At 37.2% G+C, this 13798-nt stretch carries 12 protein-coding genes; 7 read left to right on the plus strand and 5 right to left on the minus strand.

Going from position 1 to position 13798, the window contains the following annotated elements; genetic code table 11:
- Positions 1-180 precede the first annotated feature (180 nt).
- Positions 181-1806: a hypothetical protein gene (locus tag FGQ66_RS05840; protein ID WP_138301992.1), complete on the plus strand. Its 1626-nt coding sequence runs from the start codon at positions 181-183 to the stop codon at positions 1804-1806.
- Between the two features lie 154 nt (positions 1807-1960).
- Entirely contained in the window at positions 1961-3595 is a 1635-nt protein-coding gene (locus FGQ66_RS05845; protein WP_138301993.1) for a hypothetical protein, read from the plus strand.
- A 100-nt stretch (positions 3596-3695) separates the two neighbouring features.
- Here the strand turns inward: FGQ66_RS05845 and FGQ66_RS05850 are convergent, their stop codons facing one another.
- Positions 3696-5219 (minus strand): AMP-binding protein, encoded by a 1524-nt coding sequence (locus FGQ66_RS05850; RefSeq protein ID WP_138301994.1) that lies wholly within the window; start codon positions 5217-5219, stop codon positions 3696-3698.
- Positions 5220-5709: 490 nt separating this feature from the next.
- Here FGQ66_RS05850 and FGQ66_RS15565 point away from each other — a divergent pair, with 490 nt between their 5' ends.
- Positions 5710-5832 (plus strand): hypothetical protein, encoded by a 123-nt coding sequence (locus FGQ66_RS15565; RefSeq protein WP_265585989.1) that lies wholly within the window; start codon positions 5710-5712, stop codon positions 5830-5832.
- 48 nt (positions 5833-5880) lie between these two features.
- Complete coding sequence (locus FGQ66_RS05860) at positions 5881-6201, plus strand: arsenic metallochaperone ArsD family protein (RefSeq protein ID WP_016176649.1); 321 nt, start codon at positions 5881-5883, stop codon at positions 6199-6201.
- 56 nt (positions 6202-6257) lie between these two features.
- Here the strand turns inward: FGQ66_RS05860 and FGQ66_RS05865 are convergent, their stop codons facing one another.
- From FGQ66_RS05865 to FGQ66_RS05875, 3 genes are all read right to left on the minus strand, one after another.
- Positions 6258-7301, minus strand: coding sequence for a tyrosine-type recombinase/integrase (locus tag FGQ66_RS05865; RefSeq protein WP_138301995.1), 1044 nt, complete (start codon positions 7299-7301; stop codon positions 6258-6260).
- 224 nt (positions 7302-7525) lie between these two features.
- Positions 7526-8848 (minus strand): sensor histidine kinase, encoded by a 1323-nt coding sequence (locus tag FGQ66_RS05870; protein WP_095443862.1) that lies wholly within the window; start codon positions 8846-8848, stop codon positions 7526-7528.
- A gap of 4 nt (positions 8849-8852) precedes the next feature.
- A complete protein-coding gene (locus FGQ66_RS05875) occupies positions 8853-9527 on the minus strand; it encodes a response regulator transcription factor (RefSeq protein WP_138301996.1) in 675 nt (224 codons plus the stop codon).
- 297 nt (positions 9528-9824) lie between these two features.
- Between FGQ66_RS05875 and FGQ66_RS05880 the strand changes: the two genes are divergently transcribed.
- Genes FGQ66_RS05880 through FGQ66_RS05890 form a run of 3 tightly spaced genes read left to right on the plus strand, consistent with a single transcriptional unit; the run spans position 9825 to position 12205 of the window.
- Positions 9825-10898, plus strand: coding sequence for an ABC transporter permease (locus FGQ66_RS05880; RefSeq protein ID WP_138301997.1), 1074 nt, complete (start codon positions 9825-9827; stop codon positions 10896-10898).
- 4 nt (positions 10899-10902) lie between these two features.
- Complete coding sequence (locus FGQ66_RS05885; protein WP_081133576.1) at positions 10903-11592, plus strand: ABC transporter ATP-binding protein; 690 nt, start codon at positions 10903-10905, stop codon at positions 11590-11592.
- Between the two features lie 16 nt (positions 11593-11608).
- Positions 11609-12205: a TetR family transcriptional regulator gene (locus FGQ66_RS05890; protein ID WP_138301998.1), complete on the plus strand. Its 597-nt coding sequence runs from the start codon at positions 11609-11611 to the stop codon at positions 12203-12205.
- A 150-nt stretch (positions 12206-12355) separates the two neighbouring features.
- Here the strand turns inward: FGQ66_RS05890 and FGQ66_RS05895 are convergent, their stop codons facing one another.
- On the minus strand, positions 12356-13783 hold the full coding sequence (locus tag FGQ66_RS05895) for an AcpB/EbpR/MafR family transcriptional regulator (protein ID WP_138301999.1): 1428 nt from the start codon (positions 13781-13783) through the stop codon (positions 12356-12358).
- Between the last annotated feature and the right edge of the window lie 15 nt (positions 13784-13798).

The raw sequence follows: 13798 nt of genomic DNA on the forward strand, positions 1-13798 counted from the left end.
AACATGCTATTGGAGTGTAGAAACCTCTGACTAGTCTCAACTAACTGGGCGAAGAAGAGTACTGTATGTAACAATATGTGCTTATTCAAAGAGAAGAGGTCAAATATCAGAATAGTGCTCCGCTATATAAAAACTAGTGCGGGTAATACTTGATTTAACAAAAGAAGGAGGAATTTACTTATGACATATGTAACATATTCTGATAAGAACTTATTACGTTACGCTGTACTTAAAGAGATTGAAAGCGATTATCAAAGTTTTAAAGAAAAAGTGTTAGAAATAAAACCATGGCTCACGCGAAAGGCCTATCGAACGCTGAAAAATCGATCAGTAAAACAAGAGCTGTCCAACCTATCAGAAAATCTTCAAACAAGATCAGGCACACAACTTAAAAGGTATATCAAGAATATAAATAGACAGGATATCCCAAACGAAATAAATCGTATGGATGAAGAACTGAAAAAAATCAGAAAGGCGTATTTGGAACTGAAAGCACTTGAAACTAATTTTTCAGATTACCCTTTTAAAGAAAAATACGGAAAAAAATCCATCGAAGTGAAGAAAATAATCTGGGATAAGCAGAAAAAAGAAGATGAGCTAAGGACACTCTGCGGAACCAGTCGCCCATTTACTAAAACTGGACGAACAAGGTTGAACTTAGCCACTAAAACTCCTAAACGAGACGTTTCATTTATAGGTATAGATTTTGGTATTGCTTTGACATTGATCCCTAGAGAAGACATATGGGCGAAACATCAGGGTAAAGATTATGACAAAGAAATGTTCTCTTACACTAAATATGTAATTAAACATAAATTTACAAAAATAACCGATGCTTCACTTCAGGACACAGTATTAGTTGCATGTATCAACAATAAAAATCCTAAACTTATTCCACTCGAAAAAGAATTTTCTTTGATGGCTCGAACCTATCAAAAACTCTATAATCTCTGCATAAAAATCGATAAGGATTTTGTGTCGACTCCAGAGATACGTTCTAAAATCCAAAGCCATATCATCAACTATTTTAATGAGCAACTGACAGAATATCCCCAAACTGAAAAAAGGTGGGAGTGGATCAAAAAAATGCATTCCTCTATCCTAATCTTTCGTTTTTACGATGACGATTATTATATCAATAAGCTACGTAAATTTGTGAAAGATGAGAGAACCGAGTATAAAAATGTGAGAAACACCGCACTCAATTTTCTTAAAGAATACGAGAAACAAATAAATGCTCAGACAAATGAACTTGAACAACAACTTACACCAACAGCCTATTCAAAATTCAAAGAAAATTTCCAAGGATTTGGTGACTTGATCAAACAAGTAGACAAACATCCATATCAAGGGCTCAAAAAATTCTCAAATGATATCCTAGAAAAAAATAAAGACTCACTAGAACCAAAAATAGGACAAATCAATACATACAGGGATGAGACAGTGATGCTCTACCGTAAAAAAAAGGAACTCGAAATAATGCTAGAAACTTTTTCTTATGACAAAGGCTCTGAAGAATACAACATCATAAAAACTGAAAAGACGCAAGTGGAAAAGAGATTGAAAGCTCTTTGTGGAACAATCAGCCCATTTACAGACAAAGGAAAACAAATGATGTACTTCCGCTCAAAAGAGGAACAGAACAAATCATCTCATGTCTTTTCAGAGCCGAATTTCTCCGCTACTAATACGAAGCTCCTCAAAGATAGGATGGACCAAGCGAAAGAGAAGCGAAAAAACGTTTCTGAGAGTAAGGATGTATGTAGAAGAAGGACAGAACCAGAAATGATGATTACCCATATATGATATGTCTAATAGTTAAAACATGCTATTGCAGTGTAGAAACCTCGGACTAGTCTCGATTAACTGGATGAAAAAGAGAAGAATCATTTCGAAAAACAGAAAAAATCGCTGAGATTATAATCCTCAACAAATCAAATCGAAAAGGAGGGATTTCCTTATGGCATCTATACTGTATTCTAATGATAGCTTATTGCGGTATACTACACTAAAAGCCCTGGAAAGAGAGTATCAAAATCTCAAAGAAAAAACGCAAGAAATAAAACCACAGCTCACACGAAAGGCTTATCAAAAGCTGAAAGCCCGATCATCAACAGAAGAACTGACAGCACTAGTAGAAAAACTTCAAGCAAAGTCGGACATTCAACTTGATTCATATATAGCGGGTATAGATAGACAGGATATCCCAAACGAAATAAACCGTATGGATGATGAGTTGAAAAAAATCAGAAAGGTCTATTCGGAGCTGATAGCAATCGAAGCTAAATTCTCAGGTTATCCTTTTAAAGAAAAATACGTAAAAAAATCTGTCGAAGTGAAGGAGATTATCGGAGAAAAGCAGAAAAAAGAAGAGGAGCTAAGAGCACTCTGCGGAACCAGTCGCCCATTTACTAAGACTGGACGAACAAAATTGAGCTCAACCGCCAACAAATCTAAAGAAGATCATTCGGTTAGAAATAGTGGTATTGAACCAAAACCGGTGACATTGATCCCTAGAAATGACACTTGGGTGCATTACCAAGACAAACATTATAAAAAAGAAATAGACACTTACTCTAGATATATAAAAAACCACAAATTCACAAAAATAACCGATGAAACACTTCAAGAGAATCTATTGGTTGCATGTATCAACAATGAAAATCCTAAACTTGTTCCACTCGAAAAAGACTTTGCTCTGTTGGCTCGTACCTATCAAAATCTTTATGATGACTGTTTGAACATCGATAAGGAACTACTGTCAGTTCCAGAAGTGCGATCAAAAATCCAGAAGCACATCATCAACTATTTTAATGACAATATGAAGTACCATCCAACTTACGATAAAGATTCCACCAGATGGAAGTGGTTCAGGAGACCTAATACTCATCACCAGCTTTATTTTAATGATATGCGCTATATGGATGATCTACTTCGGCTGCTGCTAAACGAAAGAATGGGATACACAGAGTTAAGAGACTCTACACTCAAGCAGCTTCAAAAGAACGAGAAACAAATAAAATCACAAATAGCTGAACTTAAACAAGAATTAAAGCCAGTAGCCTATTCAAAATTCAAGAAGAATTTTCAAGGTTTTGACGACTTGATTCAGCAAGTAAAAAAACATCCCTATTTGGGCCTCAAGCCATTCTTGGATGACATCCTAGAAAAAAATAAAGACTCACTAGAGCAAAAAATGTGGCAAATCAAGCAATATAAGGGCGAGGCAGTCATGCTTTATCGTGAAAAAAAGGAACTTGAAACAGCGTTAGAAATTTTTTCTTATGGTAATGGGGACATAGAATACAATTATAAAAAGATGCAAGCGGAAAAGAAACTGAAAGCCCTCTGTGGAACAACCAGCCCGTTAACAAAAAAAGGAAAACAAATGATAGCCATTCGCTCAGATGAAGAAGATCTACATACCTATAACAATTTAAATTATATCCTTTCAGAATGGAAATACCCAACTACTGATAGAAGACCCTTAAGAGCCATACTAATGGAGGCAGAACATAGGGATAGAAGGCCGATCGAAAAGCAAGACTCAGGAAAAAAAAGAGTAGAGCCAGAAGAGGATATTACCCATATGTGAGTTTTTCAATAGTAACAAACTATATGTACCAACAAGAAAAGAAGTTATACCTAGAAGCGGATCACTTCTGGTATAACTTCTTTTTTGATCTTTGTTTCTTTTATTGTGCTTTCAAGTCTTTTTCGATTTGCAACCGTTGGACTTTCATTGTCGCTGTCCGAGGAATTTCGTCATAGTCCATGATGATTGGTTTATTTAAACGTGGCAACTCATGTACTTGATTCCACCAACGATCCCAATCCATTGCTTGTTTTGGTGCTAAAGCGATGATAGGTTGTGGTGCATTTTCTTTATCCCGTACGATCACAACTTCTGCTAGAAAGTCTAGGGAATCAAGTAAAAAATCTTCAATGGCTAGATTGCTATTGATCGTATCGATCAAATCGACTTGCCGGTCTTTTAAGTATAAATGGCCATTTTCATCCATACTGCCATAATCTCCGCTATCCCACCAAGCGCCATAAACATTTTCTTGGAAACGTTGGTCTTCTTTATAGTAGGTCAACGCCCGGCCTTTAGATAAAAGCTGGATATGTCCATCCGTATTTACAGGGACAACTTCGCCACTTTCATCTGTGATACGCGCTTTTGTCAACTCTCCTAACCCCACACCCATATCTCTGGCGTTACTTGTCTGTAAGCTTTCAAGTGTATGCGCTTTAAGGATCATCGGTCCACATTCGCTTTGGCCATAGACTTGTAAGAATAGAGCATCCTTCGTATCAGAAGTATTCAGGAATGATTCCATCGTTTGATTATTGATTGCATCAAAAGTAGAGTGGTAGTATCTTATACCAGCAAATGCTTCAGGATGTTCTCTTGCGGTAAAACTCCATTGAACAAAATTGTTTGGATGCGTTTCTAAAGCAATCGGTGGATATTTTTGTAACATCGATACCACATGTTCACCTTGAGGATTCGCCAAAGGCATCATCGGGAAGCCCATAGCCATCAAAGAAGAAATCCCGATATTGAAACGAGAATGAACAGGGGAGATGTGAAAAGCCACTAATTTTTTTTCTGCAATTTTAGTGAAGACTGTTTTTTGCCATGTTGTTCGCCAGCCCATTGAATTAGCTGAATGGCAGATCAATTTAGGAATACCCGTAGTTCCTGAAGTATGGGTCATGTAAGAAATCTCGTCATCGGATAATTGTTTTTGTTCTACTGGTTCAGCAGATTGTTCCAGTAATTGAGTAACAGAGATTTGTTTTGCTTTTGTTCCATTCGTGATACCCGCGACACGTCCGGCTGTTTCTTCATCGAACAAGATAAAAGGATCTTCTAAACGATCAACAAAGACTTCCATCGTGGCCGTTGGTAAATGGTACGAAGTCATTACAGGTATCGCACCTAAATAAGCAGAAGCGACAGCAAGTAAATAAGTGTCGAAAGCAGAACTTTTATAGATCATGATCTTATCCCCAAGACCAACTCCAAGAGAAGCCAGTTGATATGCACGAGTCAATACACGAGCACAGGTGTCGCTGTAAGTGCTTTTAAAACCAAGTTCGGGAAAAGCGGAAAGAGGCTGATCAAAGATGATTGCAGCATCTGGTGTTTGATTTGTTGCGTCTTGGAAATTTGAAAAAAGATTTAGTGGTGAATAAGCAACAGTTTCCATAGGTCACACTCCATTTTTCTTTAGTATACAAGATGGAAAGCAGATTTATTATGTGAAAATAATCACTTACTTTCCAAATACAGCTACAATCTTAGCATAAATACCAAACAAAACATAGATAACTTTGTGAATTTTTTTCAGAAGTTTAATCCTATACATATGTACTATAATAAATTTTCAGAGTGTGCAAAGCTTAAAATGTTCAAGATGTTTATTGCAATTGGCGAGATTGCGAGAGTATCTTAGGGGAGTTATTAAAGGAGGGAGAATCAAAATATATGTAGCAAAATACAAGCCTAAGAAGGATCAAAAATCGAACTAAAAATAACGTTCGTTTTTGAGATAACAGTATACATTTTTAGAATAAGATATATAGTGAAATTGAAAGGGCGCTTTCTTTAAAAAAAGCAAGAGGGAAAAGCGATGAAAAATTTTTTAGTCTATTTTTATTTTGGTAGTTTCTCTTATTGGCATTGGGATTTCTGGAAATATGGTTAAAGCTAGCGCAGTTGTCGAACAAACAGGTGAAGAATCAAAGACAACAGGTGGGGGAATGTACTTCAACTGGAAAGAAGCAATATTACAGTGGGAAATTAGCTATGCAAGTTTATGACATATTTTATGTAGGAACAGTTTCTTATACGGCAGGAGGATCGACAAAATGATTATTTCTTACTATGCTTTAAATAGAAACAATGATGAAAATCTTTTTGTTTTTCAATCATTACACGAGGATACGATGTTAAAGGAATTTTATAATCGGACAAAAAGTAAACAGATAGAAACGAATCTATATTTTTTAAATGACTCTATCTTGCCTTTTATTAGTAATCCTAAAATTCTTTCTTTGTTGGAAACAAAAGATCTGGAAAGTTTACCGATTGTGGTCATTGATGATGAAATTATAAAAACTGGGGCTTATTTTACCGTCGAAGAATTAGAAAAAATCACTGATATCGGGATAAGTGTTCAGAAAGGATAACGATCAAAAATTCGCCAACTACTCATGCGGTGACGAATTTTTGATCGAACATGAATTTATATCGTTAGGGAGTCATTGTTCCTCCGTGTTTCTTTCGCAAATTCTCTATACGAAAACTCACGCATTTTTTTACTGATTTCCTCAAAGGAATGAGGACTAAGGTAACGATTTCCATATAAATAATTGACAGTATCTAAATCATCCAAATAAAGACCAACGTAATAGCCAAAGGTTTTTCTGCATAACTCAGGCGATAGGTTGTTTGCTATTGTAACTTTACTTAAGATTTGTCGTATCGTTCGCGGAGAGATCTGCTGATCATGAGAGGAACGAAAGACAAATGATTCGGCTGTTGTATCTTTTTCAGTAAGTTCAAGATAATGGGTGAGGTAAGGTAGGGCTTCATTGGGAATAACTGCTTTGTCTAGCCGATTTACCTTTCGATCGATGTAGATCATTTGTTTATTCAATTCGATGTTTTTTCTTTTTAATTCGACAATTTCGTGGATTTTTAGTCCGCAATAAAAGAGAACAGCTAAAATCGCTAGATTCCTTGGACGATTTTTTTCTTCAAAACTCGCTTCTCTTGTTGTTTTAAACCCCTTTTTAGGAATAAATAAGGTATCGAAGTTCTCAAGTAATGAAGCATCCACATATCGCGGTGCGGCTGATGTCGTTTCAGGCAAGGTTTCACCCAAAAGTGAGATCTCTTTTTTTAATCGACCTGTTTGATAAAGATAACGAAGAAAATGATTCAAAGAATATTGTTTTCTAGATAATCCATAATAACCGTTTTTGAATTGCTGATTCGTTTCTTGTTCAGCGGTTGTTTGGAAAGAACGAGTATGGCGATAGACTTTTTGTAAAAAATTCAAATAGTCCCTTTTTTCTAAATGAATGACCAGCTGATCGGTCACATCTTCTGCATAGGTATCTCTTAAGTAATCTGAAAATAAATGGAAGTCTTTTGCGTATTCATAACGGCTGCTCAATGACAACGTCTTTTGATTTTCCTTTAAAAATTCCTGGAAGATAGGAGGCAGCTGCATCGTACGTTTTTTTAGCTTTTCTTGAATATTTTTTCTTGTTTTCTGATCCATGAAAACACCTCCGTTTCTTTAGTAATATTGTACCTTATTTTTACTTTTTTCCCCAGTTATAAAAGACTTAAGTCATTTGTAAGCTTACTAGTTTAAATCTCAATTCTGCCAAAAAATAAATAAAAATTCAGGTTTTTCGGAAATTTCAAAAAAAACGAGCGGTGGACAAAAGTAAGAAACACTTTTGTCCACCGCTCGTTGGCTCTGTACGAATAGAAATCGGGTTATTTGATGGGAATCTGAACTTTAAAATCGACTCCACGCGGCTGATGATCTGCTACTGTCAGTTCACCTTGGTGTTGTTCAACGATCTGTTTAGCAATAGCAAGGCCCAGTCCGTATCCACCAGTTCCTTTAGACCGCGAGTGATCTTCTCGGTAGAAACGTTCAAAGATCCGTTGTTTCTCTTGATTGCTGATAGAAGGACCAGTATTGATCACATGGATCGTCCAGTCTTTGTGTGTCGTACTGGAAGTAAGGATGATCTGATCGCCAGCTTGTGTATATTTTAGCGCATTGTCTAAAAGGATCACTAGTACCTGATGGATCTTTTTAGCATCCACTTGCACGTTTGCATCTTTACCTAACTCACAGGTGAAACTTTTTTCATCGATTTTTGCCATTTCTGCAAATGGTTTGACTAGTTCGGTTAAAAATGTTGTCGACTGGATCACCGTTTTGTCAATCGTTCGTTCATCTGAGTCATTTCGTGCAATCGTCAATAGATCAGAGGTTAGTCCTGTAAGTCGCCGTGTTTCAGCAAGTGCTTGCGCAATACTTTCCGATTCATCTAGGATCGTGTGATCTGGCTTCGTAAAAAGATGTTCTAAACTATTTTGAATGATCGTCAAAGGTGTTCTTAATTCGTGGGAAGCATTTTCTACGAATTCTTTTTGACGGCGCCATGATGCCAAGATAGGGCGCATACTTAAATTTGATAAGTAATAACTGATAGCGATCGAGATCAGCCAAAAAAACACCATGCAAGCAATCATGATCGTTCGAAAATTAGCGAGTGAATTCTTGATCTGATTCGTATTGGAGAGCACTTGGATATAGGCTACTTCTCCTTGATCTGAACTCGCTTTTTGGGTCACTGAACGAAAAGATAACGGTGCTTCCGAACCTTCTGATTTTAGTTCGATGGACTGGATCGTACCGAGATTTTTCGTGTCGAGCTTCAATTCTTCCAGCTGGTTGAATCGTCCCCCTATAGCATCTTTATTTAGGATGTCACCAGAAGCAGACCAGAGAACGATCTGTGTGTTGAAACGATCCCCTATAGGTCCTAATTGCTGCGACGAATTTTCCTGTCCAGGAGGGGAGACATTCAAAAAAGGATTGCCTTGTTGATAACGGGCAATTTCAAGCTGGACCATTCGAGAGTCGGGCTCTATTTTTTCCAGTGAAAGATCCGTTTCTCGATAAGCGGATTGGTTCAAGACTTGGAGCGTGATCAAACCTAATAAAAAGAAAATCAGGGCAAAAGCTGTGACGTTGGCTAAAAAAAAGCGCCTACGCTGTTTTCGAGAGATACTCCCGTTCATCAAATCACTCTCCTTGCATGATATAACCGACATTCCGTAATGTTCTGATTTCTTTATCGAGTCCTGTCTGACGCAGATGTTTACGTAAATTACTCATGTAGACCTCAACGACAGTGATCGTCGTATCCGAATCAAATCCCCAGATTCGGTCAAAGATCTGTTCTTTGGTAAGAATGATCCGCTGGTTTTGTAAAAAGTAAACAAGTAGTTCAAATTCTTTTCCTTGGATTGGCAAAACCGTTTCAGCAAAAGTGACAGTATTCTTGTGTAGATCACAAATCATTCCTTTGTATTCAAACGTATTTTCGTCGAAGAGGCCTAACGACCGTTTTAGCAGAGCTTTGGTCCGCATGAGCAACTCTTCACGGTAAAAAGGTTTAGTCAAATAATCGTCTGCGCCGCGTTCAAAGCCTTGGATCTTATCTTCTAAGCCATCTTTAGCAGTCAAAATCAAAACTGGGGTCTTTATTTTTGCCTTTCTGGCAAGTGCTAATACTTCGTAACCATCCATTTCAGGCATCATCAAATCAAGGATAGCTAGATCATAGACGCCACTTTCTAATTCATAAAGTCCCTTACTGCCATCATATACTTGTGTGATATCGCCAATGCCTGAAAGAATTTCTTTGATGTTGTCAGATAATACACGATCATCTTCGACTATTAGTAATTTTATCATTCGTTCACCTCATTATAGTTGGTCTTCTCAAGTTTATCATGGATACCATAAAAAAAACTTAAAGCCCGTTATTTCTATAAATATTCGATAAAATACCTTCTATTCGTTCTGATCTTACTCTATTTGACTAAGAGGAGGAAGTCAGAAAATGTGGAAGAAAGGCTTCAAAAAAGAGAAAAACTAAAAAATTTATTTTTTTCAGAATATATCAAGTGACAAAATGTCACTCGAGGGATATACTTTCATCTGTAGTGACAATTCGTCACTTGGAAGAAATTGGTTAGAGGAGGAAGAAAGATGTTTTTAGCAATGAAAGAAATGCGGTATGCGAAATTACGCTATGGTCTGATCATCGGCATTATGTTTTTGATCGCGTACGTCGTTTTCATGCTGTCAGGACTGGCGAGTGGACTTGCCGAAGAATTCAAAAAAGCCATCGATGATTGGGGAGCCCAAGAAATCGTCTTATCAGAAGATGCCAATCAAGTATTTGCCGCTTCACAATTGACCAGAGAAGATCTTGAACACGTCGATGCAAAAGAAAAAGCACCGATTGGCTTATATAGTGGGGCAGTGAAAGGGAAAAACAAAGAAAATGTCGCTGTTTTCGGAACGACAAATGATGCATTTTTACTTCCCAAAATAACAAAAGGTCAGATGTTTACCAAAGAAAATGAAATTATTATTTCTCAAAATCTGGCGGAAGATACGTATAAGGTTGGAGATAAATTGAAGATTGGCAGTTATGATCAGGAATTAACGATCGTTGGGATTTTCCCAGAAACGTACTATACTGTTTCTCCAGTGATTTATACAAATTTAGCTACTTGGACCCACCTGAAATTTGGTGATCAGCCATTTGCTTCTGAAAGTCAGGCACCAATCAATGCCATCGTGACAAAAGAAAAGGCTACGATCAATCAGGATGCTGCGTCTAAAATGCTCCAAAAATTAGCGATCCCAGAATTTATTGACAGTTTACCTGGGTACTCTGCACAGAATATGACACTTAACGCAATGGTTTATTTCCTATTCTTAGTCGTTGCGGCAGTTGTAGGGATCTTTATGTACGTGATCACTTTACAAAAGACAGCAATTTTTGGCGTGATGAAGGCACAAGGCATCCGCAATGCTTTTATTGCAAAATCATTGATTGCTCAATCATTTATTGTAGGGGTCATCGGTGTGGTCTTAGCAGTAGCATTTGCTTATCTTACTAGTTTGATCTTGCCAAGTGCGATGCCATTTGCGATCTTCTGGAATCAATGGCTACTATATAGTGGCGTTTTGATCGTAGTTGCTATGCTCGGCGGCGTATTTTCCGTTCGGACCATTGCAAAAGTTGATCCAATCACGGCAATAGGAGGATAAGAAGATGAAAGATATTTTAACGATGAAAAATATTGTCAAAAAATTTGGCAAAGGACACACGGAAGTAACCGCTTTGAAAGACATCAACTTTACAGTGAAGCAAGGAGAATTTGTCAGCATCATCGGACCTTCTGGATCAGGGAAAAGTACCTTCTTGACGATTTCGGGTGGATTGCAGAATCCAACATCAGGAGAGATCACAATTAATGGACAATCTTTTTTGAATCTATCAGAGAAGAAACGGGCGGATCTCCGTTTTAAAGAAATTGGGTTCATCCTTCAAAGTTCCAATCTGATTCCCTTTTTAAAAGTCAAAGAACAGTTTTATCTAGTAGATAAGGTCAGCCATCAAAAGAAAGCAGAAACAACGATCGATGAGTTGCTGAAATCGCTGGATATCTATGAATTGAAAGACAGCTATCCAAAAGACTTATCTGGTGGAGAAAGACAACGTGTAGCAATTGCTAGGGCACTGTTCAATGATCCTAGCCTGATCTTAGCAGATGAACCAACTGCAAGCCTTGATACTGACCATGCATATGAAGTGGTGAAATTATTGGTGAAAGAAGCGCATGAAAAACAAAAGGCCACTGTTATGGTCACCCATGATGCGCGAATGATCAAATGGAGCGACCGTGTATATCGCATGAAAGATGGCTACTTGGTGGAAGAAGACATGGCAGACATAAAATAACGAAAGGAGTTAGCTGATGCCTAAAGAAACCTTTCTAAACTTGGATGAAGAAAAGCGACAAGCGATCATCAACGTCTTACTAAAGAACTTTTCAGAACAGCATATCAGTCAAGTCAAAGTCTCTGCTATCGTTTCAGGAATAGGAATGTCTAGAGGGGCATTTTATAAGTATTTCGAAGACCTAGAAGATGCCTATCGTTTTACTATCTCCTATTTTTCCGCACAGATCCACCGAGATATCCTACAGTATATCGAGAAAGATAGCCAAGATTTTTTTCTTGGGATCGAAAATTATCTTGGGTGGTGTGCTACATTGAAGCCTGGGAGCAATTACTGGCAAACAATCAAATTATTGACCGAAAGCACCGATTTAAATAACCACCGAAGAAGGGATATCCCAGATGATTCATCCATGTTGAAGGAATGGTACAGCTTATTGGCTGCCAATCACTTTGCAATTGACTCCAAAGATGAGGCCTTAAGTTTTCTTTACTTCACGATGGACCTAACAATGGATACGCTAACTGATTTTATCGCAAATCGGTGGAGCAAAGACCAATTGATCCAAGAATTCCGTTTCAAAAGAAAGTGGCTAGAATCAGGAATTAAATAACTTAATACAATAAAAGTAAGACGGAAGATTCTGAAAACAGTTTGCGTTGTTCTCAAGATCTTCCGCCTTTTTTGTGAAAAATAATTTGTTTATTGCTACTAGTGTTCTACGTTAGGAAATAATCTGAAGATTGAAAAATATGAAAGAATGTCATAATCCAAATAGATTGATCAAATCATCTTCATCACTGAATGAAATACTATCATCAATCAATAAACTTAGTACTTGTGTATTGGGAATGGGCTGGTTCGACACGACTAGATCATAGTTTGTCAGATCAAATGACTTTAATTGTTCATCTGTGATCGCATCTGTGATCGAGCGCACGCGATGTACAGCCAAGACATCGCTGACGTAAGACTCAACATAACGACTATGTTGGATGCCTAGGTCACTAACGACCAATATCCGCTTCGTGACTAATGACTGATTCGCATCTGGATTAATGACTAACATCCAAAAAACATAACTTGATAAATAATTCAAGAAATCGGTATCCAACAAGGTAGAAAAAAACTGTAATTCTGCCCGTAAGCGTGCATAAAGTGGTGTGTGTTTGACCCTTATTTGTTCCGCAAAAAAAGTGGCACGATACGTCAGATGTGTCGTGTCAAAAGGAAACAGACGAGAAAAAAAATAAATGTTAGTCAATAAGTGAACGATGAAATCCAGATTGTCTGAATCCCACTCAGCCGTTTTTGAAAATACACAAATTTGTAAATTTCTCTGTATTTTATCTCTGATATCTTTTTGCTCTGAAAAAGAGAACTGTTGAAAAATAGAACGAGTAAAGTAATCTATAACTTTTTCATAACTATCATAATTCAGATTAGCTAATTCTTTTTTTAAAAGTAGATAGTCCTTATTCTTCAATTCATGCATGTTTCGCAAATCCTTAGATGGCATATGATCCAAGTAAAATCCTTGTGTTTCCCGCATTAGATGCACCATGAAATACATAATATAAAAAGACTGTTCATACGTACTCCCTTGACCACATAAGCTTATTTGGCAGTGATTTCTTTCCATGATGTCTTTGACCACCGCTTTATCGATCGTATAGGGAAGTTCATGACGTCCATAAAAATTCAAAAAGAAAAAGGTAACAAATATTCTCAATTGGATCTCGCTTTTTTGACTGGTTAATTGAAAACCTTGATCAACAATGATTTTCAATAAATAAGACTCTAAGATCTCATTACAGCGTTTTAGCTTGCGCGTAAACGAAGAGCGACTGATTGAGAGGGTCTCGCAATAGTATTCGATCGTTTGGCCAGGATTCATGATGATCTCATGTAGCAACTGGCTGTTCGTTGAGCTTTGTGCCATATCCATCAAAACATCTAGGTAAATTGCTGCATTAAAATGTTCGATCCGATAGCCTAATTTCCTTGATGTTTCGATCGTCACTTTCGTTCCCCAACGAATTTTGATCTCTTCGATATAACGAATAAATGTTGACTCAGAGCTTCCAATTTCTTTTGCAAGTTCTTTTTTTGTCATCCACTGGTCAGAAATGGACAACACTCGGATGATTTGCTCCATTTTTCTATAGTTTTCTTCCAACAACCTGATCATAAGTTTTCTCCCTCA

Source organism: Enterococcus sp. BSD2780061688st2 D3, assembly GCF_005844145.1.
Lineage (GTDB): Bacteria > Bacillota > Bacilli > Lactobacillales > Enterococcaceae > Enterococcus_B > Enterococcus_B durans.

Coding starts and splice junctions, on each gene's coding strand:
- FGQ66_RS05840 (WP_138301992.1), top strand. CDS start 181: ATGACATATGTAACATATTCTGATAAGAACTTATTACGTTACGCTGTA.
- FGQ66_RS05845 (WP_138301993.1), top strand. CDS start 1,961: ATGGCATCTATACTGTATTCTAATGATAGCTTATTGCGGTATACTACA.
- FGQ66_RS05850 (WP_138301994.1), bottom strand. CDS start 5,219: ATGGAAACTGTTGCTTATTCACCACTAAATCTTTTTTCAAATTTCCAA.
- FGQ66_RS15565 (WP_265585989.1), top strand. CDS start 5,710: ATGGTTAAAGCTAGCGCAGTTGTCGAACAAACAGGTGAAGAATCAAAG.
- FGQ66_RS05860 (WP_016176649.1), top strand. CDS start 5,881: ATGATTATTTCTTACTATGCTTTAAATAGAAACAATGATGAAAATCTT.
- FGQ66_RS05865 (WP_138301995.1), bottom strand. CDS start 7,301: ATGGATCAGAAAACAAGAAAAAATATTCAAGAAAAGCTAAAAAAACGT.
- FGQ66_RS05870 (WP_095443862.1), bottom strand. CDS start 8,848: ATGAACGGGAGTATCTCTCGAAAACAGCGTAGGCGCTTTTTTTTAGCC.
- FGQ66_RS05875 (WP_138301996.1), bottom strand. CDS start 9,527: ATGATAAAATTACTAATAGTCGAAGATGATCGTGTATTATCTGACAAC.
- FGQ66_RS05880 (WP_138301997.1), top strand. CDS start 9,825: ATGTTTTTAGCAATGAAAGAAATGCGGTATGCGAAATTACGCTATGGT.
- FGQ66_RS05885 (WP_081133576.1), top strand. CDS start 10,903: ATGAAAGATATTTTAACGATGAAAAATATTGTCAAAAAATTTGGCAAA.
- FGQ66_RS05890 (WP_138301998.1), top strand. CDS start 11,609: ATGCCTAAAGAAACCTTTCTAAACTTGGATGAAGAAAAGCGACAAGCG.
- FGQ66_RS05895 (WP_138301999.1), bottom strand. CDS start 13,783: ATGATCAGGTTGTTGGAAGAAAACTATAGAAAAATGGAGCAAATCATC.